Here is a 19,873-nt window from a genome sequence, read left to right on the forward strand (position 1 = left end):
CTTGAGCTCCTTGAAGGGTCGTTCGAGACCAGGACGTTGATAGGCTGGGTGTGGAAGTGCAGTAATGCATTAAGCTAACCAGTACTAATTGCCCGTACGGCTTGTCCCTATAACCTTGGCAGTCAAAGCCAGGTCAATGACAGCTGTTTGTTGACACAACAGATTACAAAGTAAAACTAACTTCTTCCGGATTCAGGGTAGCGCTGCAGTCAAAAGCGATACCCGTACAGTTTATGCCTGATGACCATAGCAAGTCGGTACCACCCCTTCCCATCCCGAACAGGACCGTGAAACGACTTTGCGCCGATGATAGTGCTGCAACCAGTGTGAAAGTAGGTTATCGTCAGGCTAATTATTAAGCAGAGCCCGCTCAGTCAACACTGAGCGGGCTTTTTGCTTTTCAGCGTCCGACTAGGACGTGTTAATATTTTCGCTCTTCCGCTTCGCTGGAGCATGACGACATGAACAAGTAATGCACTGATGCCTCGCATTTGTCTGAAATCGCTGCCCTCGCACGATCTGTCAGCCGCATACTTACGTTCATATCCAGCACCTCCTGCGCGTCTCGCAGTTCCAGGGCAGTTTTCCGTCTTCATTCAAGGAAAACAGCACATGGCTTCCCTTAAACATATCGATGTGTTCAGTCATAACCGCGCCTCCTGGGATCGCCAGGCTGCCCAGCACTGCGAATGGTCGCAGCCGGTCAGTGCGGAAGAAATCGCCGCGGCCCGCAAAGGACATTGGCAGGTCAGGCTGACGCCCAATCCCTTGCCGCCCGGCTGGCTCGACGAAGTGGCCGGCCGGCGCATCTTGTGCCTGGCTTCGGGTGGCGGTCAGCAGGCGCCTGTTCTGGCGGCCGCCGGCGCACTCGTCACCGTATTCGACGCTTCCGATCTGCAGTTGCAGCAAGACCGCATGGTGGCGCAGCGCGATGGGCTGGAAATGCAGGTCGTGCAGGGCGACATGCGCGATCTGTCGGTCTTTGCCGACGCTTCCTTCGGCCTGGTATTCCACCCGATTTCCAATCTCTACGTGCCGGATATCCGGCCGGTTTGGCGTGAATGTTTTCGTGTCCTGCGCAGTGACGGCACGCTGTTGAGCAGTTTCTATAATCCAGTCGTCTTCGTCGGCGATCGCGATCCGTCCATTGCGAAGCAGGGCCTGATACGTCCGCGCTTTTCGCTGCCATATTCCGACCTCGAGCATCTCGATACGGCGGCGCTGGCAGACAAGCAGCAGCGCGGCGAAGCGCTGGTCTTCGGCCATAGTCTGTCCGAGCAAATCGGTGGGCAGATGGAAGCGGGTTTTGTCCTGACCGGATTCTACGAAGACCACCAGCCGAATCCGCGCTTCGTGATCGACCGGTATCTGCCGACCTTCCTCGCCACCCGGGCCAGCAAGCCTCGAGGGCTGAGCTAACGCTTGTGGTAGGTACCGATCAGTTGCCCCTGCGCCAGCACATGCCCTTGCATCGCTTTTTCCAGCTCGGCCTTGGTCGGATGGCCGACGTTCGGCAAGTCCACATCCAGGGCGTAGAGCTTGTGCACGTAGCGGTGCGTGCCCGTCGGTGGGCAAGGGCCGCCGTAGGCGCTTTTCTTCCAGTCGTTGAGGCCGGCGCGCGTGCCCGGCGGCAGGTCCGTGCCGCGCACACTGGGCGGCAGGCTCGCGGCCGACACCGGAATGTTGTAGAGCACTCAGTGCACCCAGGTCATCTGTGGCGCCGCGGGATCCGGCGCATCCGGATCGTCGATGATCAAGGCAAAACTCTTCGTGCCCGGCGGCGCGCCCGACCAGGACAGCGCGGGTGAGGTATCGGTCCCATCGCAGGTGTGAATCACGGGGATGCTGCCGCCGGCGTCGAAGTCCGCCGAAACGAGTGTCAGGCTCATACTCTTCTCCTGGAGGCTGAATTCCTTACACGCTTCGACCATGCGATGCCGGTCCGGTTGCACCCAAACGCTTCAGGCCTGCGACAGCGGCGCCGTATCCTGCGCCGCAGCCTCTTCTACCCGCTGCTTGCCACGGCTGATGCTCTCGCCGTCATTGCGGCGCAGGCGCCAGAACACGACGGACGACAGCATCGTCGTAATGGCCAGCGCCAGGAAGGCATGGTGCAGCGCCGAGGTGACCATCACCTGGTTGGTCTGCGGCACGCGGCCCAGGAACCAGGCCGTCACCAGAGAACCGCTGGCCAGGCCGAAGCTCATCGACAGCTGCTGGACGGAACTGGCGATGGTGCTGGCCATGCTCGAATCCTTCTGGGGGACATCGGCGTAGGCGAGCGTATTCATGCTGGAGAACTGCAGCGAATTGAAGAAGCCCTGCAGCAGGCCGATGCCGGCGATCGCATACCAGGGCGTTCCCGGTCCCACCAGCGCAAACAGCGCGATCGTCAGGCCGATGCAGATCGTATTCACAACCAGCACCTGGCGGTAGCCGAAGCGCGCCAGCACCTTGGGCGCAATCAGCTTCATGCCCATCGCGGCGGCCGCGGTCGGCATCATCAGCAGGCCCGACTGCCAGGCCGGCAATTTGAGACCCAGCTGGTAAAGCAGGGGCAGAAGGAAGGGCAGGCCGCCGATGCCCAGGCGGGTAATGAAACCGCCCAGTACGGAGATGCGGAAGGTGCGCACCTTCAGCAGCGCCAGGCGCAACAACGGGTGCTCGCGCTCGTTCGCGTGCCAGACATAGGCCGCCAGCAGCGCCACCGACAGGCCCAGCATCAGGACCATGGTCACCATGTCCAGCGTATGCTCGCCGAAGATCTCCAGCAGCCAGGACAGCAGCGCCGTGCCCGAGCTGAACAGGATCAGGCCGATCACGTCCAGCGGCCGCGGCTCGGCGCCCTTGTAATCCGGCATGTAGCGATGCACGAGAAACAGCGCCAGCAGGCCGACCGGCACGTTGACGAAGAAGATCGCGCGCCACGAACTCCAATGCACGATCAGGCCGCCGACCGTGGGGCCGAGCAGGGGACCGATCAGGGCCGGCAGGATCACGAAGTTCATCGCGCCCAGCAACTCGCTCTTGGGGAAGGTGCGGATGATGGCCAGGCGTCCGACCGGCATCATCATGGCGCCGCCCAGGCCCTGCAGCAGACGCGCCACCACCATCATCTGCGCGTTCACCGACAGCCCGCACAGCACCGATGCTGCCGTGAAGATGCCGATCGCGGTGAAGAACACGCGGCGGGTGCCGAAACGGTCGGCCATCCAGCCGCTCACCGGAATGCCGACGGCGAGGCTGAGGATGTAGCTGGTGACGACGGATTTGAGGCTCAGCGGCGTGACGTTCAGGCTGGCCGCGATGCTGGGGATGGCGGTGTTGACGATGGTGGCGTCGAGCTGCTCCATGAACAGGGCAGTCGCCACCAGCCAGGGGAGGTAGCTTTTGACGGTGCTGGTATCGGTCATTGAATGATTTTTACATAAATCATCCAATGCCGAAGTTTGCTAGCTTGGAATCAATAGTGGTAGCTGGCTTTCACCATGAACAGGTTCACACCCCCATTCGGATGCTTGATACCGCCATTCGAGTAATGCTGCAGCCGCGCGCCCAGTTCCCACTTGTTGGCGAATACATAGCCCACACCCACGTGGTCGGCGAATTCATAGGCGGTCGACAGCTGGCGGTGGGTGTTGCGGTACACGTCCGAGAACAGGGCCGCGCCGATACCCGCGTCGGCATAGAAGCCCAGCTTGTTGTCGGCTTCCCAGCGGAATACAGGGGTGAGGCCGATCACGGCCAGGTTGTGGCGGTTGCCGGGCACGTCCAGCCACTGGTTGGCGCGCCAGTAGGCGATGTTGGCATCCCAGTAGCCCGACAGGTGATAGCCGCTGGTCGGGAACCAGTTCTTGTTCCAGTCCTTCTGGGCCGACAGGCGCAGTACCTGCACGTGTTCGCCGCCGCCGGCTTCCACGGCGTAGGCGTCGACCAGGCCGTTCTGGGCATGGCCCGCCTGGGCGGCGAACAGGGCCGCCACAGCGGCCATCGAGGTAGCGAGTTTCTTGGTGGAGAACATCTTCTTCCTTTGGTTTCGAATGACGAATCCCGCTATTTTAGCGAGGTCCGCGTTTTGGCGTGGCCGGTCCGTCAATTGTTAGAATCGAAGGATGGAAAACGCTACCAATCACCCACTGCCGACTCTGGCTTTCCTCGGCATCGGCCTGATGGGCAAGCCGATGGCGACCCGGCTGGCCAAGGCCGGCTATCCCTTGCGCGTCTGGAACCGCACCCATGCGAAAGCCGAGGTCCTGCGCGGCGCCGGCGCCCGGCCCTGTGCCGAGCTCGAAGATGCGGTCAAAGGCGCCGCCATCGTCATCTCGATTCTGGACGCCGGGCCGGTGGTCGGCCAGGTGCTCGCTGCCGCGCTGCCTTGCCTGTCGCCGGGCACCCTGTGGATCGACATGAGCTCGACCCGCCAGGACGAAGCGCTGGACTTCGATGCGCGGCTGCAGCAGGCCGGCTGCCGCTTCATCGATGCGCCCGTGTCCGGCGGCGTGGTCGGTGCGGAAGCGGGCACGCTTGCCATCATGGCCGGCGGTAGCGGGGCCGATTTCGAGGAGGCTGTTCCGGTGCTCAAGACGATGGGATCGCCGACCCTGGTCGGGCCCGCGGGCAGCGGGCAGGTCGCCAAGCTGTGCAACCAGCTGATCGTCGGCGCGACGATCAACATCGTGGCCGAGGCCCTGCTGCTGGCCGATGCGGCGGGCGCCGATCCGGCCGCGGTGCGTGAGGCGATCCGCGGCGGCTTTGCCGGCAGCCGCGTGCTGGAAGTGCATGGCCAGCGCATGCTGGAGCGGAATTTCGTGCCGGGCGGGCAGGTGAAAACGCAGCTCAAGGATCAGCGCAATATCCTGGCTGCAGCGGCGGGGGCGGGCGTGAAGCTGCCGGTGGCCGAGCTGGTGACGCGGCAGTTCGAGACGATCGAGCTTGACTTGCCGGCCGCCGATCATTCGGCGGCCTTGATTGCTTTGGAGCGGATGAATCCGGGCAAGCGGGTCGGCGACGGGGCTGACACGCTGCCGGATAAATAAACAAACTTGGACCCCCGCCTTCGCGGGGGCGACGAGTCAAGGTCGCGGGGACGACGGCTAGGGCTGTGGCAAGCTCATCTCCACCAAACGCACCCAATAACTCGCCCCGATAGGCAGCAACTGATCATTGAAGTCATAACTGCCATTGTGCAGCTGGCAAGGCCCTAGCCCGTGGCCGCCCAGACGGTGTTCGCCATCGCCGTTACCGAGGAAGACATAGCAGCCCGGCTTGGCCTGCAGCATGAAGGCGAAGTCCTCGGCACCCATGGTCGGTTCGACGTTCGAATCGACCATGGGCGCGCCGACCACCGCCTTCATGGCCTCGATCGCAAACGCCGTCTGTTCCGGGTGATTCACCAGCGGCGGGTAATTGCGCTTGAACGAAAAATCGACGCCCGCATTGAAGGCCGCGCAGACACCCTGGGCGATCTCGCCCATGCGGCGTTCGACCAGGTCCAGCACTTCGTTGGTGAAGGTGCGCACGGTGCCGATCATGACCGCTTCGTCGGGGATCACGTTGGTGGCGCTGCCGGCGTGAATTTGGGTGATCGACAGCACGGCGGTTTCCAACGGGTTCTTTTCGCGCGAGATGATGGTCTGCCAGGCTTGCGCGATCTGCACCGCCACCATCACCGGGTCGATGCCGCGGTGCGGCTGCGCGGCGTGCGCACCCTTGCCCTTCACGACCACGCGGAACTCATTACTGGATGCCATCATCGGCCCGGCGACCACGCCGAACTTGCCGGCGGCCATACCGGGCCAGTTGTGCAATCCATATACGGCGTCCATTTTGAAACGCTCGAACAGGCCATCGTCCATCATGCGCCGCGCACCGGCGCCGCCTTCCTCGGCTGGTTGGAAGATCAGGTAGACCGTGCCGTCGAAGTTGCGGTTCTGCGACAGATAGTGGGCTGCACCCAACAGCATCGTTGTGTGTCCATCATGACCGCAAGCATGCATCTTGCCGGCGTGGCGCGACGCGTGCTCAAATGTGTTGAGTTCCTGCATCGGCAGCGCATCCATGTCGGCGCGCAGGCCGATCGCGCGGCTTGATGCGCCATTCTTGATGATGCCGACGACGCCGGTGATGCCGAGGCCGCGCACGACTTCGATGCCCCAGTTTTCCAGGCAGCGGGCCACGACGTCGGCGGTGCGTTGTTCTTCGTAGCAGAGTTCGGGATGCGCGTGGATGTCGCGGCGGATGGTTTCCAGTTCCGACTGAAAAGCCAGGATAGGTTCGACTAGTCTCATACCTTCTCTCCCCATGTTTTTGAACTATTGTAGCCCTTCCGCAGCAGACCTTGCCAGTGCCGGCACAAGGGCCGCGGGAATCGTCTAAACTATTGGTTTCTCGACGTTTTTTCCGGATCTGATTCGATGACCACGACCCTTGTCAGGGCAACATGCCCGCACGATTGCCCCGATACCTGCGCCATCCTCGTTACCGTGGAAGATGGCGTTGCGACGGAGGTCAAGGGCGATCCGGATCACCCGACCACGGCCGGGGTGCTGTGCACCAAGGTCTCGCGCTACGTCGACCGTACTTACCACCCGGACCGCCTGCTCACGCCGATGCGCCGCGTCGGCAGGAAGGGCGAGGGCCGTTTTGAGCCCATCACCTGGGAGCAGGCGCTGGACGAGATTGCGGCGCGCCTCAAACCGATCGCGGAACGCGATCCGCAGGCCATCCTGCCCTACAGCTATTGCGGCACCATGGGTCTGGTGCAGGGCGAGGCGATGGCCATGCGCTTCTTTAACAAGCTGGGCGCCTCCTTCCTGGATCGCACCGTGTGCGCGACCGCCGGCTTTACGGGCTACAAATACACCATTGGTGGTTCGATCGGCACCGACATCGAACAGTTCCAGGATGCGAAGCTGATCCTGATCTGGGGCGGCAATCCGATCGCCTCCAACCTCCATTTCTGGATGCGCGTGCAGGAAGCCAAGCGCCGCGGCGCGAAGCTGATCGCCATCGACCCGTATCGTTCCTTGACGGCCGAGAAGTGCCACCAGCACATCGCCGTGATGCCGGGTACGGACAGCGCGCTGGCGCTGGGCATGATGCACGTGCTGGTCAAGGAAAACCTGCTGGACCACGACTACATCGCCAGGCACACGCTGGGCTTCGCGCAGCTGAAGGACCGCGTGGCCGAATGGACGCCGGAGCGCACCGCCGAAACCTGCGGCATCACGGTGGACGAAGTCGTGAATCTGGCGCGCGAGTATGGAGAAACTGCGCGGCGCAATGAACCAGTGGCGATCCGCATGAACTATGGCCTGCAGCGCGTGCGCGGCGGCGGCATGGCGGTGCGCAATATCGCCTGCCTGCCGGCCCTGATCGGCGCCTGGCGCCATCCGGCCGGCGGCGTGCAGCTGTCGACCTCGGGCTCCTTCCCGGCGAATAAACTGGCGCTGCAGCGCCCGGACCTGCTGCGCGGCCGCCTTCCACGCACCATCAACATGAACACCATCGGCGACGACCTGCTGAAGGAGGCCTCGCCGGCATTCGGTTCGAAGATCGAAGCCGTCATCGTCTACAACGCGAACCCGGTGGCGATTGCCCCCGATTCGTCGAAGGTGCAGCGCGGCTTCGAGCGCGAAGACCTGTTCACCGTGGTGCTGGAACACTTCCAGACCGACACCGCCGACTACGCGGACATCCTGCTGCCGGCCACGACCCAGCTCGAGCACGTCGACGCCCACCTGGCGTATGGCCACCTGTACATGATGGCGAATAACGCCGCCATCGCGCCGCTGGGCGAAGCGAAGCCGAACACCGAGATCTTCCGCCTGCTGGCCAAGGCCATGGGCCTGAACGACCCCGTGTTCGACGAGACCGACGACGAGCTCGCCGCGCAAGCCTTCAACAAGCAGGACGCGCGCGCCGTGCACTTCGACTGGGAATCGCTGAAGCGCACCGGCTGGAGCAAGCTGAACATGCCGGCCGCGCCCTTTGCCGAAGGCGGCTTCCCTACGCCTTCCGGCAAGTGCGAGTTTTATTCCGAATCGATGCTGGCGGACGGTCTCGATCCGCTCCCGAGCTACATCGCGAATTACGAATCCGTTGCATCCAATCCTGAACTGGCGGAAAAATACCCGTTGGCGATGATTTCTCCGCCGGCCAGGAACTTCCTCAACTCAACCTTTGTCAATGTCCAGAGCCTCCGCGCCACGGAAGGTGAACCTCACCTGGACATCCATCCCGTCGACGCCGCAAGCCGCGGCATCGAGCACGGCGAGATGGTGCGCATCTTTAACGACAGGGGCTCGTTCGTCGCGCGAGCCCGTGTCACGCCCAAGGCGCGGGCCGGCCTCGTGGTCGGCCTGTCGATCTGGTGGAAAAAGCTCGCCAGCGACGGCAAGAACGCCAACGAAGTAACCAGCCAGCGCCTGACCGACATGGGCCGGGCGCCGACTTTCTACGACACCCTGGTGCAGGTAGAGTCGGCATCATGACAAACCTACTACGCGTCGCACTGCCAGCCGGCGATGCTCGCTGTACTGTTCGTACAGCTGCGCTTCTCGGCAGGCATTGCTTCCGCTCGCTACGGTTTGTCATGATGCCTAAAGATCGCACCATGAACCATTTAAGACATGAAACTTTCGCGAATCACCCCGCGGCTCCGGGTCCTGCTCCTGGCGGGCACGGCGGCGGGGCTGCTGGCCAGCTGCTCCACGCTGAACTACTACTCGCAGGCGGCCCAGGGCCAGCTTGAACTCCTGTCGGACGCCCGTCCGATCGACGACTGGATCGCCGACCCCGGCACCAGCTCCAAACTGCGGCTCCGCCTGGAGACCGCGCGCCAGATCCGCCGCTACGCCGTTAGCGAAATGTCATTGCCAGATAATGACAGTTATAAAAAATACGCCTCCCTGAAACGCCCCTACGTGCTGTGGAACGTGGTCGCCACGCCCGAGCTGTCGCTGCGGCCCCTGCAGTGGTGCTTCCCGGTGGCCGGCTGCGTGAACTACCGCGGCTACTACGACAAGGACGCCGCCATGGCCTACGCCAGGGAGTTGAAGGCGGACGGCAACGACGTCGAAGTCGGCGGCGTGCCGGCCTACTCGACCCTGGGCTGGTTCAGCGATCCGCTGATCTCCACCTTCATCAACTACCCGGACGCCGAGCTGGCGCGCATGATCTTCCACGAACTGGCGCATCAGGTCGTCTACGTGGCCGGCGACTCGCAGTTCAACGAATCCTTCGCCAGCACGGTCGAGGAGGCGGGCGTGGAGCGCTGGATGGAGCGCTTCGGCAACCAGGGCATGCGCGACGCCTACGCGCGCTACAAGAGCCGCAAGCACGACTTCCTGGCCCTGCTGCTCAAGTACCGCAAGGCGCTCGAGCAGAACTATGGCGTGGTCGACCGCAGCGACAATGAAAAGCGTGCGGTCAAGGTGCGCCTGTTCCAGGAGCTGAAGGACGAGTACCAGGTCCTGAAGGGCAACTGGGGCGGCTATGCCGGCTACGACCGCTTCTTCGAGCAGCCGCTGTCGAACGCCCACCTGGCCTCGATCGCGACCTATGAGGACTTCGTGCCGGCCTTCCGCGCCATGCTCAAGCGCGACGGCAGCTTCGGCCGCTTCTACAAGTCAGTCAGGCAGCTGTCCGAACTGGATCGCAAGGAGCGCCACCGCATCCTGAAGGCCCTGGTGCCGCCGGCGCCGAGCGCGCCCTTGATGGTGCAACGCAGCGAAGCGCCGACCATGGGAGGACGCTAGCGAAGCGGCTAGAATGCAAGTTCGAATTGCAGTAAAAATGCTTGCTATCGGGCGCGCTGCCCGATAGCATCATGTAAGTAACTCAAGCACGACCGTGCGTTTTTTTCGGTTCGGCGGCCCAGACAGAATAATTACACTGGAGACAGGCACCCGATGGACAAGATTTGGCTCAAGTCGTACCCGCCCGGCGTTCCCGCGGAAATCGATCCCGACCAGTACGGCTCGCTGGTGCAGATGCTGGAAGAGTCCTTCCAGAAGTACGCCAGGAATAACGCCTTCGTCTGCATGGACAAGTTCCTCACCTACGCAGAACTGGACAGCATGTCGAAGCGCCTGGCGGCCTGGCTGCAAAGCCGCGGCATGGCCAAGGGCGCGCGCGTGGCGGTGATGATGCCGAACGTGCTGCAGTACCCGGTGGCGCTGGCCGCCATCCTGCGCGCCGGCTACACGGTGGTGAACGTGAACCCGCTGTACACGCCGCGCGAACTGGAGCACCAGCTGAAGGATTCGGGCAGCGAAGCCATCATCGTGCTCGAGAACTTTGCGCACACGCTGCAGCAGGTGATGGGCAAGACCCCGGTGCGCCACGTGGTGGTGGCGAGCATGGGCGAGATGCTGGGCGGCGCCAAGGGCATGCTGGTCAACTTCGTGGTCCGGTCGGTCAAGAAGATGGTGCCGGAGTTCTCGCTGCCGAGCAGCGTGCGCTTCAAGGATGCGCTGGCGCAGGGCGCGAAGATGCCCTTCCAGCCGGCGCAGCTGAAGAACACCGACGTCGCCTTCCTGCAGTACACGGGCGGCACCACCGGCGTGTCGAAGGGCGCGACCCTGACGCACCGGAACGTGATCGCCAACCTGCTGCAATCGGAAGCCTGGTCGGCGGTGGCGATGAACCGCGAGCCGGTGGTCGAGCATCCGACCATCGTGTGCGCGCTGCCGCTGTACCACATCTTCGCGCTGACGGTGTGCGCGCTGTGGGGCATGCGGGTGGGCGCGCTGAATATCCTGATCCCGAACCCGCGCGACATCCCGGGTTTCATCAAGGAGCTGGGCAAGTACAAGTTCAATGCGCTGCCGGCGGTGAACACGCTGTACAACGCGCTGGTGAACCATCCGGACTTCAGGCACCTGGACTTTTCGGGCCTGAAGCTGTCGAACGGCGGCGGCATGGCGGTGCAGCAGGCGGTCAACGACCAGTGGAAGGCCGTCACCGGCGCCCACATCATCGAGGGCTACGGCCTGTCGGAGACCTCGCCGGTGGCCACCGCGAACCGCTGCGACATCTCGTCCTTCACGGGCACGATCGGCCTGCCGATCCCGTCGACCGAGGTGGCGATCCTGGACGACGACGGCAAGGAGCTCCCGCTGGGCAGCGTCGGCGAGATCGCGATCCGCGGCCCGCAGGTGATGGCCGGCTACTGGCAGCGCCCGGACGAAACGGCCAAGGTGATGACCCCTAGCGGCTACTTCAAGTCGGGCGACATCGGCGTGATGGACGAGAACGGGTACGTGAAGATCGTCGACCGCAAGAAGGACATGATCCTGGTGTCGGGCTTCAACGTCTATCCGAACGAACTGGAAGGCGTGATCGCGGCGCACCCGGGCGTGATGGAATGCGCGGTGATCGGCGTGCCGGACGAGCATTCCGGCGAGGCCGTGAAGGTATTCGTGGTCAAGAAGGATCCGAACCTGACGGCCGAGCAGCTGATGGACTACTGCAAGCGCGAGTTCACCGGCTACAAGAAACCGAAGTACATCGAATTCCGCACCGAACTGCCGAAGACGAACGTCGGCAAGATCCTGCGGCGCGCGCTGCGCGAGGAAAAGCAGGCAGCGTAGTTGGCTTAAAAACCGTCGTCCCCGCGCAGGCGGGGACCCAAGGCAGAACTTGGGGGGAACCCAAGGCGGAACTTGGGGGGGACCCAAGGCGGAACTTGGGTCCCCGCCTCCGCGGGGACGACGTTTGTTGAAACAAGAAAGGTAATCACATGGACAAATTCTGGCTGGATTCGTACGAGGCGGGCGTACCGTCGGACATCGACTGGACCCAATACCGCTCCCTCACGCACCTGCTGGAGGAGGCCTTCCACAAGTATGCGGCGCGCCCCGCCTATGCCTGCATGGGCAAGTCCATGAGCTATGCCGAACTCGATAAGCTGTCCGGCCAGATGGCGGCCTGGCTGCAAAGCCGCGGCCTGCAGCCGGGCGCGCGCGTGGCCATCATGATGCCGAACGTGCTGCAGTATCCGGTGGCGATGGCCGCTGTCCTGCGCGCCGGCTACACCATCGTCAACGTCAACCCGCTGTACACGCCGCGCGAGCTGCAGCACCAGCTGAACGACTCGGGCGCCGAGGCCATCGTGGTGCTGGAGAACTTCGCGCACACGGTGGCGGAAGTCGTAGGCCAGACCAAAGTAAAACACGTCATCGTCGGCAGCATGGGCGACCTGCTGGGCGCGAAGGGTTTGATCGTGAATTTCGTGGTCCGCACCGTCAAGAAAATGGTCCCGGCCTGGTCGATTCCGAACGCGGTGCCGTTCAAGCGCGTGCTGTCGGAAGGCGCGCGTGAGAAGCTCAAGCCGGTCACGGTCGGCCACGACGACGTCGCCTTCCTGCAGTACACCGGTGGCACCACCGGCGTGTCGAAGGGCGCGGTGCTGCTGCACAAGCACGTGATCGCCAACGTGCTGCAGAACGAAGCCTGGTTCGCCCCGACCCTGGCCAAGGCCGGCGCCGACCTCCAGTTCGTGTGCGCGCTGCCGCTGTACCACATCTACGCGCTGACCGTGTGCGCCCTGCTGGGCATGCGCGTGGGCGGCATGAACCTCCTGATCCCGAACCCGCGCGACATCGGTGGCTTCATCAAGGAGCTGCGCAACTACCGCATCAACGTCTTCCCGGCCGTGAACACCCTGTACAACGGCCTGCTGAACAACCCGGACTTCGCCAGCCTGAATTTCTCCGGGCTGCTGGTCTGCCCGGGCGGCGGCATGGCGGTGCAGAAGCCGGTGGCGGACAAGTGGCTGGCGCTGACCGGCACCCCGATCGTCGAAGGCTACGGCCTGTCCGAGACCTCGCCGGTGGTCGCTGCCAACCGCTGCGACATCACCGGCTTCACGGGCACCATCGGCCTGCCGCTGCCGTCCACCGAGATTCGCATCCTCGACGAAGCCAGCCAGGAAGTCCCGTTCGGCACCGCCGGTGAAATCTCGGTGCGCGGCCCGCAGGTGATGGCCGGCTACTGGCAGCGTCCGGACGAAACGGCCAAGGTCATGACGCTTGACGGCTTCTTCAAGACCGGCGACATCGGCATCATGAACGAGCAGGGCTACATCAAGATCGTCGACCGCAAGAAGGACATGATCCTGGTTTCGGGTTTCAACGTATATCCGAACGAGGTCGAGGAAGTCGTGGCTTCGCACCCGGGCGTGCTGGAAGTGGCCTGCGTGGGCGTGCCGGACCAGCACTCGGGCGAGGCTGTGAAGCTGTATGTGGTCAAGAAGGACAAGGCCTTGAGCAAGGAAGACCTGCTCGAGTTCTGCAAGGAGCAGCTGACTGGTTACAAGCGGCCGAAGTTCATCGAGTTCCGCGAGACGCTGCCGAAGACGAATGTGGGCAAGATTCTGCGGCGCGAGCTGCGGGACGAGAAGCAGACGGCCTGACGCCGATCGCGGCTGTTCGAACATGCCGTGCCGCGGATGCGGCAGGCAGGTTTTTCTTTGGTGGTGCATGATGCGGCTACTAAAGACAAACCGAACGAGGCTGAAATGGCAAGAATCCTGTCGATCCTTGTATTACTGTTTGCCATGTGCGCCTGCGATGGGCCGCGCACATGGCCGGTAGAGAAATTCGATGCCGCGGTGTGGCGAGCTGCGCCTGAACAGGAACGCTATAGATTTGTGCAGGACCTGATTGCAAGCGGGCGCCTGATCGGCAAAAGAAAGTCGGAAATCATCGAGCTTCTTGGGCCGCCCTCTTATGAATCCAAGTTTCCCACCCTGACCTATCTGGTAACGCCAAGCAATAAACGCTTCGCCCAGGTCTTCATGCTGGACGTCCACTTTGCTGATGGCAAAGTTCGAAACCTCATGGTTCGCGGCGGTTAAGCTTGGCGAGTTCGTGTCAGCCGGTCGTAATCTCGACGCCCGCCTTCCCATCCGCCACCCGAAACGCCGCCAGCTCGCGCTGCGCCGTCTGCGGATCCTTTACATCATCCAGCCCCATGAACCGCGTCCGCGTTTCCTTCGGGGTCAGCTCCATCAGCATGTAACCGCGCCTGTCGCTGCGCCCATACTTGATGTGCGGGTTCATTGCCAGATACTGCAAGGTGCGTTCCTGCGGGCGCGAACTCGAGGTCACCGAGGTGCCGACGAATTCGGTCGCGATCAGCGGGTTGTCGCGCGAGGCCGGCCGGCTGAAGTCGGCGCGCAGTTCGGTCGCATAGAAGGTGTGGACGTCGCCGCCCAGCACCAGCGGATTGCTCGCGCGGCTCGATACCAGAGCATCGAACAGGCGCCGGCGTGCCGCCGGATAGCCATCCCAGCCATCGGTCCAGAAGCGCCCGCCGTCCGCGCCGACGATCGGCACCTGGGTCGACTGCGCCATCAGGGTCTGCTGCGCGAGGATGTTCCAGCGCGCCTTCGAGGATTTCAGGCCGTCTTCCAGCCAGGCTTCCTGCTCCAGGCCCAGCATGCTGCGCGAGGGGTCGAGCAGGGCAGGGCAGGCACGCGGGCCCACCGAGTTCGAGCCGCCCCGGTCCTTGCGCGGGCAGGCTTGATAAGCACGGTACTGGCGGTCGTCGAGCACGTGGAAGCGCGCCAGCCGCCCCCAGTCGACACGCTGGAACATGCGCACCTTAGCGAAGCTCCGCGGCGGCGGCAGGCGCAGCGGCATGTGCTCGTAGAAGGCCTGGTAGGCCGCCGCGCGCCGGGCCGAAAAATCGATTGATAGACGCTCGTCGTGGTCGCCGCCGTAATCGTTGGCCACCTCATGATCGTCCCAGGTCACGATCCAGGGTGCGGCCAGGTGGGCCGCCTGCAGGTCCTGATCGGTCTTGTACTGGGCGTAGCGCTGGCGGTAGCTCGTCAAGTCGAACGACTCGTTCTGGCGCACGATACGCTCCCCCGGCTGCGGATGCTGGCGCCGGAAGGCGCCCCATTCGTAGATGTAGTCGCCGAGGAAGGCGACCAGGTCCGGCGCAGCCTCGGCGATGTAGCGGTGCGCGGCATAGCTGCCGAATTCCCAGTGCTGGCAGGAGGCCACGGCCAGTTTCAGCATGTCCGGCATGCTGCCCGCGCCTGGGGCGGTGCGCGTGCGGCCGACCGGGCTGACGGCATCGCCGAACAGGAAGCGATAAAAGTACCAGCGCCCGGGCTGCAGGCCGCCCACATTCACGCGCACGCTGTGCGCCAGCTCCGGCGTGGCGACGGCGCTGCCTTTCGCGACGATGCGGCGGAAGGCCTCGTCCTGCGCGACTTCCCAGCGCAAGGGCACGGCCAGCCTGGGCGCCGAGCTGGCATCGAGCGGATCGGGCAGGATGCGGGTCCACAGGATGACGGAATCCGGCAGCGGCGATCCGGAAGCCACCCCCAGGCTGAACGGATAGCCGGTCGCATTCGACGGCGCCGCACGTACAAAGCCGGAAGCAGTAACAGCCGCGGCCAGGCGCGCCGCATCCAGCAGGAACAGGCGGCGCGATGACATCCTTGTGTTATTCCGCGATCAGCGCTTCGAGCGGCGGCAGCTGGCGCGGCTTGCGGTCCGCGCCGGTGGCGACATAGGTGAGGGTGGCTTCGGTCACCTTGACCACGTTGGTCTGCAGGCGGTTGCGCTCCGCGTAGACTTCGACGTAGACGGTGATCGAAGTATTGCCGACCTTGACGATGTCGGCGTAGAAGGACAGCAGGTCGCCGACGAAGACCGGGTTCTTGAACAGGAAGGAGTTGACGGCGATGGTGGCGACGCGGCCATTCGCGCGGCGCACGGCCGGCAGCGAGCCGGCAACGTCGACCTGGGCCATGATCCAGCCGCCGAACACGTCGCCGTAGACGTTGGCATCGGACGGGGCAGGCATCATCCGCAGCACCGGCATCTTTCCTTCAGGCAGGCGGGTAGTGGATGGTGTCTGGTTTTCTGGCTGGGTCATCTTGAAATCTCGGTAAAAGCTACAATCGTCCCAGATTGAACCATAAATAAAGAATTCCTGTCATGCGACGCTCCTCTCCAAGCTCATCCCTGCCGCCCGCGGCCGACCCGAACGCCAAGCGCAACGACTGGGCGGTCATCGGCACGCTGCTGCCCTATCTGTGGGTCTACAAATGGCGCGTGATGGCCGCGCTGCTCTGCCTGATTGGCGCCAAGGTCGCCAACATCGGCGTGCCGCTGGTGCTGAAGAATATCGTCGACAGCCTCAGCATCTCGCCATCGAATCCCTACGCGCTGCTGGTGCTGCCGCTCGGCGCGCTGTTCGCGTATGGCGCGCTGCGCTTCTCGAGCACGCTGTTCACCGAGCTGCGTGAATTCCTGTTCGCGCGCGTGACCCAGCGCGCGGTGCGCACCATCGCATTGAAAGTGTTCCGCCACCTGCACGCGCTGTCGCTGCGCTTTCACCTGAACCGCCAGACCGGCGGCATGACGCGCGATATCGAGCGCGGCACGCGCGGCGTCAGCTCGCTGGTGTCGTACTCGCTGTTCTCGATCCTGCCGACCCTGGTCGAGATCACGCTGGTGCTGGGCTACCTGGCCGCGCGCTACGACAAGTGGTTCTCGATCATTACCGCGGTGGCGCTGGTCACCTACATTACCTTCACCATCGTCGTCACCGAATGGCGCACCCACTTCAGGCGCACGATGAACGAGCTCGATTCGAAGGCCAACACCAAGGCCATCGACTCGCTGATCAACTACGAGACCGTCAAGTACTTCGGCAACGAGGACTACGAAGCCAAGCGCTACGACGAAGGCCTGCAGGGCTACGAGCGTGCCGCCGTGCGTTCGCAGACCTCGCTGTCTTTCCTCAACAGCGGCCAGTCGCTGATCATCGCCGCCGCCGTCACCGCCATCCTGTGGCGCGCGACGCAGGGCGTGATCGACAAGACCATGACCCTGGGCGACCTCGTGCTGGTGAACTCCTTCATGCTGCAGCTGTACATTCCTCTCAACTTCCTGGGCGTGATCTACCGCGAGATCAAGCAAAGCCTGGCCGACATGGAGCGCCTGTTCGGCCTTCTCGAGCAGCACCGCGAAGTGGCCGACTCACCGGAAGCCAGGCCGCTCGTGACGCATGGCGCCAAGGTCGAGTTCTCGCACGTCGAATTCAACTACGACCCCAAGCGCCAGATCCTGTTCGACGTCGACTTCACCATCCCGGCCGGCACCACCACCGCCGTGGTCGGCCACAGCGGCTCGGGCAAGTCGACCTTGTCGCGCCTGCTGTTCCGCTTCTACGACGTGCAGCAGGGCTCGATCTGCATCGACGGCCAGGACATCCGCAACATCACCCAGGATTCGCTGCGCCACGCGATCGGCATCGTCCCGCAGGATACGGTGCTGTTCAACGACACCATCGAATACAACATCGCCTACGGCCGTCCGGGCGCCAGCCGCGAGGACATCGTGGCGGCCGCGCGCGCCGCCTCCATCCATGACTTCATCGAAAGCCTGCCCGACGGCTATGCGACAATGGTGGGTGAGCGCGGCCTGAAGCTGTCCGGCGGCGAGAAGCAGCGCGTGGCGATCGCGCGCACGCTGCTGAAGAACCCGGCCATCCTGATCTTCGACGAAGCGACGTCGGCCCTCGACTCCAGGTCCGAGCAGGCGATCCAGGCGCAGCTGAAGGAAATCGCGAAGCAGCGCACGACCCTGGTGATCGCGCACCGCCTGTCGACCATCGCCGACGCGCACCAGATCCTGGTGCTCGACCACGGCCGCATCGTCGAACGCGGCACGCACGCCCAGCTGATCGCGCAGCGTGGACTGTATCAACAGATGTGGGACCGGCAGCAGGCAAGGCAGGACGAAGACCTGGCATCGCCGCCGCTGGAACTGGAACAGGAACAGGAATAAAAACATGGAAAACCAGATCGTCGAGATCGACATGCAGGAGGTCGGCCACGGCAATCCGGCCTGGATCGCCGCGCTGGAAGCCGGCAAGGTGCTGTACTTCCCGAACTTCGGCGAACACGGCTTCGCACCGCAGAAGGAAGAGCTGGCGCTGTTCCGCGAAGACATCCGCGACCCGAAGATCCGCAACATCAGCCTGGACGCCGCTGGCCGCCTGAAAGGCGTGATCGGCGACGATGCCACCCAGGCGCTGGCGGCCGGCATGATAGGCCGCTTCCGCGCCCAGGCCGAGGGTCTGCTCGGCAAGCTGGTGCCGCGCTACAGCGAGCACCTGCGCCGCGGCTCCGTGAGCTTCCGCCCGTCGAAAGTCGAGACCCGCGTGCAGTCCTGGCGCGCCGACGACCGCCGTCTGCACGTCGACGCCTTCCCCTCGCGCCCGAACCGCGGCGAGCGCCTGCTGCGCGTGTTCACCAACGTGAACCTGGAAGGCGTGCCGCGCGTGTGGCGCGTGGGCGAGCCCTTCGAAGATGTGGCGCGCCGCTTCCTGCCGCGCCTGAAGCCCTATGTGGCGTGGCAGGCCAAAGCCCTGAACGCGCTGCACGTGACCAAGTCGCTGCGCAGCGAGTACGACCACCTGATGCTGCAGCTGCATGACGCCATGAAGTCCGACCTCGACTACCAGAAGAACGCGCCGCAGGTCACCTTCGGCTTCCCGCCAGGCTGTGCCTGGGTGTGCTTCTCGGACCAGACTTCGCACTCGGTGATGTCGGGGCAGTTCATGATGGAATACACGGCGCAGCTGTCGCCGGCGCAGCAGTACGACAAGGAGGCCAGCCCGCTGGCGATTCTGACGCGCTTGCAGGGGCATCCGCTGGTATAAACCGAATCGCCAATGAAAAAGCCGCCCGAGGGCGGCTTTTGTGCGTTACGTAGGGTGGGCACGCCGTGCCCAAGCGCTTCAATACGTATAAAACATCCGCTGAATCTCTTTGGTGTTATTCGTCTTCGTCAGCGCCAGCATCAACAGAATCCGCGCCTTCTGCGGATTCAGCGTATCCGACACCACGAAGTCCAGTTCGTCGTCGTTGGCTTCGCCATTGCGCGCCACGATGCCCTGGCCGACGCGGCTCGAACGCACGACGATCACGCCTTTTGCGCGCGCGCTTGATAAGGCAGGGCGCACCTTGGTCGGCAGGCTGCCGTCGCCCACGCCGGCGTGGACCAGGCCCTTGACCCCGGCGGCAACGAAGGCGTTGACGGCGGTCGGGCCGACGTTGGCGTAGGTGTAGGCGATGTCCACGGCCGGCAGCGTGTCCAGCTTCGAGATGTCGAACTCGGTGTCCACCGTGTGCTTGCGGGTCGAGGCGCGGTAGAAGTGCGGCTGGTTGCCGACCACGTAGCCCAGCATGCCCAGTTCCGGCGATTTGAAGGTGTCGGTGGTGACGGTGTTGGTCTTGGTGACTTCGCGCGCGGCGTTGATCTGGTCGTTCATCACCACCAGCACGCCTTTACCCACGGCTTCCAGGCTGCCGGCGGTCAGCACCGCGTTGTACAGGTTGATCGGGCCGTCGGCCGAGATCGCGGTCGACGGACGCATCGCACCGACCACCACCACCGGCTTCCTGCTCTTCACGACCAGGTTCAGGAAGTAGGCGGTCTCCTCGATCGTGTCGGTGCCGTGGGTGATCACGATGCCGTCCACGTTGGGCTGCGCCAGCAGGGCGTTGACGCGCTTGGCCAAGCTCAGCCACTGCTCGTTGCCCATATTCTCGCTGGCGATCTGGAACACCTGCTCGCCACTCACATGCGCCACCTTCTGCAGTTCCGGCACGGCCTTGATCAGGGCATCGACGCCGACCGTGGCAGCGGTATAGCCGACCGTGGTGGTACTGGTCGCGCCGGTGCCGGCAATGGTGCCGCCGGTGGCGAGGATGACGACGTTCGGCAGCTTGGCCGGTGCGGCGGTCTGGGCTTGCGCTGCGAGGGCGAACAGGCAGAGGAAGAGCGCGAATACGTTGCGCACGGATTTCAGGTAGGTCATGCAGGTCTCCAAAAAT

Annotated in this window: 15 protein-coding genes, 2 rRNA genes and 1 pseudogene; 11 read left to right on the plus strand and 7 right to left on the minus strand. The window is 63.7% G+C overall.

Annotated elements, in window-relative coordinates:
• From LQV39_RS23620 to LQV39_RS23630, 3 genes are all read left to right on the plus strand, one after another.
• A 23S ribosomal RNA gene (locus LQV39_RS23620) occupies positions 1 to 109 on the plus strand; the annotation flags it as partial.
• A gap of 127 nt (positions 110 to 236) precedes the next feature.
• A 5S ribosomal RNA gene (rrf, locus tag LQV39_RS23625) occupies positions 237 to 349 on the plus strand.
• Positions 350 to 612: 263 nt separating this feature from the next.
• Entirely contained in the window at positions 613 to 1,419 is an 807-nt protein-coding gene (locus tag LQV39_RS23630; protein WP_230029635.1) for a class I SAM-dependent methyltransferase, read from the plus strand.
• Here LQV39_RS23630 and LQV39_RS23635 read toward each other — a convergent pair.
• The 3 genes and pseudogenes from LQV39_RS23635 to LQV39_RS23645 all read right to left on the minus strand — a co-directional run bounded on the left by LQV39_RS23635 (position 1,416) and on the right by LQV39_RS23645 (position 4,021).
• Positions 1,416 to 1,889, minus strand: a pseudogene (locus LQV39_RS23635) (YbhB/YbcL family Raf kinase inhibitor-like protein). The gene LQV39_RS23630 and the pseudogene LQV39_RS23635 overlap by 4 nt on opposite strands.
• 72 nt (positions 1,890 to 1,961) lie before the next feature.
• Entirely contained in the window at positions 1,962 to 3,413 is a 1,452-nt protein-coding gene (locus tag LQV39_RS23640; RefSeq protein ID WP_230029636.1) for a DHA2 family efflux MFS transporter permease subunit, read from the minus strand.
• 50 nt (positions 3,414 to 3,463) lie between these two features.
• A complete protein-coding gene (locus tag LQV39_RS23645) occupies positions 3,464 to 4,021 on the minus strand; it encodes an acyloxyacyl hydrolase (protein ID WP_230029637.1) in 558 nt (185 codons plus the stop codon).
• Between the two features lie 91 nt (positions 4,022 to 4,112).
• Between LQV39_RS23645 and LQV39_RS23650 the strand changes: the two genes are divergently transcribed.
• Complete coding sequence (locus tag LQV39_RS23650; RefSeq protein WP_290368623.1) at positions 4,113 to 5,036, plus strand: NAD(P)-dependent oxidoreductase; 924 nt, start codon at positions 4,113 to 4,115, stop codon at positions 5,034 to 5,036.
• A 57-nt stretch (positions 5,037 to 5,093) separates the two neighbouring features.
• Here the strand turns inward: LQV39_RS23650 and LQV39_RS23655 are convergent, their stop codons facing one another.
• A complete protein-coding gene (locus tag LQV39_RS23655) occupies positions 5,094 to 6,287 on the minus strand; it encodes a M20 aminoacylase family protein (RefSeq protein ID WP_230029638.1) in 1,194 nt (397 codons plus the stop codon).
• 126 nt (positions 6,288 to 6,413) lie between these two features.
• Here LQV39_RS23655 and LQV39_RS23660 point away from each other — a divergent pair, with 126 nt between their 5' ends.
• The 5 genes from LQV39_RS23660 to LQV39_RS23680 all read left to right on the plus strand — a co-directional run bounded on the left by LQV39_RS23660 (position 6,414) and on the right by LQV39_RS23680 (position 13,861).
• On the plus strand, positions 6,414 to 8,492 hold the full coding sequence (locus tag LQV39_RS23660; protein ID WP_230029639.1) for a molybdopterin-dependent oxidoreductase: 2,079 nt from the start codon (positions 6,414 to 6,416) through the stop codon (positions 8,490 to 8,492).
• Between the two features lie 138 nt (positions 8,493 to 8,630).
• Positions 8,631 to 9,758 carry an aminopeptidase gene (locus LQV39_RS23665; protein ID WP_230029640.1) on the plus strand — a complete coding sequence of 376 codons (1,128 nt, stop codon included), beginning with the start codon at positions 8,631 to 8,633 and terminating at the stop codon, positions 9,756 to 9,758.
• A gap of 153 nt (positions 9,759 to 9,911) precedes the next feature.
• On the plus strand, positions 9,912 to 11,594 hold the full coding sequence (locus LQV39_RS23670) for a long-chain fatty acid--CoA ligase (protein ID WP_230029641.1): 1,683 nt from the start codon (positions 9,912 to 9,914) through the stop codon (positions 11,592 to 11,594).
• 149 nt (positions 11,595 to 11,743) lie between these two features.
• Positions 11,744 to 13,417: a long-chain-fatty-acid--CoA ligase gene (locus tag LQV39_RS23675; RefSeq protein WP_230029642.1), complete on the plus strand. Its 1,674-nt coding sequence runs from the start codon at positions 11,744 to 11,746 to the stop codon at positions 13,415 to 13,417.
• 36 nt (positions 13,418 to 13,453) lie between these two features.
• Entirely contained in the window at positions 13,454 to 13,861 is a 408-nt protein-coding gene (locus LQV39_RS23680; protein ID WP_230029643.1) for a hypothetical protein, read from the plus strand.
• 16 nt (positions 13,862 to 13,877) lie between these two features.
• On the opposite strand, the gene LQV39_RS23685 is transcribed toward LQV39_RS23680, so the two are convergent.
• Both LQV39_RS23685 and LQV39_RS23690 read right to left on the minus strand, forming a co-directional pair.
• Positions 13,878 to 15,458, minus strand: coding sequence for an alkaline phosphatase (locus LQV39_RS23685; protein WP_230029644.1), 1,581 nt, complete (start codon positions 15,456 to 15,458; stop codon positions 13,878 to 13,880).
• A 7-nt stretch (positions 15,459 to 15,465) separates the two neighbouring features.
• Positions 15,466 to 15,900 (minus strand): acyl-CoA thioesterase, encoded by a 435-nt coding sequence (locus LQV39_RS23690; RefSeq protein ID WP_230029645.1) that lies wholly within the window; start codon positions 15,898 to 15,900, stop codon positions 15,466 to 15,468.
• 62 nt (positions 15,901 to 15,962) lie between these two features.
• Between LQV39_RS23690 and LQV39_RS23695 the strand changes: the two genes are divergently transcribed.
• Positions 15,963 to 17,819: an ABC transporter ATP-binding protein/permease gene (locus tag LQV39_RS23695; RefSeq protein ID WP_230029646.1), complete on the plus strand. Its 1,857-nt coding sequence runs from the start codon at positions 15,963 to 15,965 to the stop codon at positions 17,817 to 17,819.
• A gap of 4 nt (positions 17,820 to 17,823) precedes the next feature.
• Complete coding sequence (locus tag LQV39_RS23700) at positions 17,824 to 18,696, plus strand: Kdo hydroxylase family protein (RefSeq protein WP_230029647.1); 873 nt, start codon at positions 17,824 to 17,826, stop codon at positions 18,694 to 18,696.
• Positions 18,697 to 18,774: 78 nt separating this feature from the next.
• On the opposite strand, the gene LQV39_RS23705 is transcribed toward LQV39_RS23700, so the two are convergent.
• Positions 18,775 to 19,857 carry a type II asparaginase gene (locus tag LQV39_RS23705; RefSeq protein ID WP_230029648.1) on the minus strand — a complete coding sequence of 361 codons (1,083 nt, stop codon included), beginning with the start codon at positions 19,855 to 19,857 and terminating at the stop codon, positions 18,775 to 18,777.
• Positions 19,858 to 19,873 lie beyond the last annotated feature (16 nt).

Origin of the sequence: Massilia sp. Bi118, assembly GCF_918697865.1 — a bacterium.
Lineage (GTDB): Bacteria > Pseudomonadota > Gammaproteobacteria > Burkholderiales > Burkholderiaceae_D > Telluria.

Coding starts and splice junctions, on each gene's coding strand:
- LQV39_RS23675 (WP_230029642.1), top strand. CDS start 11,744: ATGGACAAATTCTGGCTGGATTCGTACGAGGCGGGCGTACCGTCGGAC.
- LQV39_RS23705 (WP_230029648.1), bottom strand. CDS start 19,857: ATGACCTACCTGAAATCCGTGCGCAACGTATTCGCGCTCTTCCTCTGC.
- LQV39_RS23670 (WP_230029641.1), top strand. CDS start 9,912: ATGGACAAGATTTGGCTCAAGTCGTACCCGCCCGGCGTTCCCGCGGAA.
- LQV39_RS23665 (WP_230029640.1), top strand. CDS start 8,631: ATGAAACTTTCGCGAATCACCCCGCGGCTCCGGGTCCTGCTCCTGGCG.
- LQV39_RS23680 (WP_230029643.1), top strand. CDS start 13,454: ATGCGGCAGGCAGGTTTTTCTTTGGTGGTGCATGATGCGGCTACTAAA.
- LQV39_RS23640 (WP_230029636.1), bottom strand. CDS start 3,413: ATGACCGATACCAGCACCGTCAAAAGCTACCTCCCCTGGCTGGTGGCG.
- LQV39_RS23700 (WP_230029647.1), top strand. CDS start 17,824: ATGGAAAACCAGATCGTCGAGATCGACATGCAGGAGGTCGGCCACGGC.
- LQV39_RS23690 (WP_230029645.1), bottom strand. CDS start 15,900: ATGACCCAGCCAGAAAACCAGACACCATCCACTACCCGCCTGCCTGAA.
- LQV39_RS23650 (WP_290368623.1), top strand. CDS start 4,113: ATGGAAAACGCTACCAATCACCCACTGCCGACTCTGGCTTTCCTCGGC.
- LQV39_RS23630 (WP_230029635.1), top strand. CDS start 613: ATGGCTTCCCTTAAACATATCGATGTGTTCAGTCATAACCGCGCCTCC.
- LQV39_RS23685 (WP_230029644.1), bottom strand. CDS start 15,458: ATGTCATCGCGCCGCCTGTTCCTGCTGGATGCGGCGCGCCTGGCCGCG.
- LQV39_RS23695 (WP_230029646.1), top strand. CDS start 15,963: ATGCGACGCTCCTCTCCAAGCTCATCCCTGCCGCCCGCGGCCGACCCG.
- LQV39_RS23660 (WP_230029639.1), top strand. CDS start 6,414: ATGACCACGACCCTTGTCAGGGCAACATGCCCGCACGATTGCCCCGAT.
- LQV39_RS23645 (WP_230029637.1), bottom strand. CDS start 4,021: ATGTTCTCCACCAAGAAACTCGCTACCTCGATGGCCGCTGTGGCGGCC.
- LQV39_RS23655 (WP_230029638.1), bottom strand. CDS start 6,287: ATGAGACTAGTCGAACCTATCCTGGCTTTTCAGTCGGAACTGGAAACC.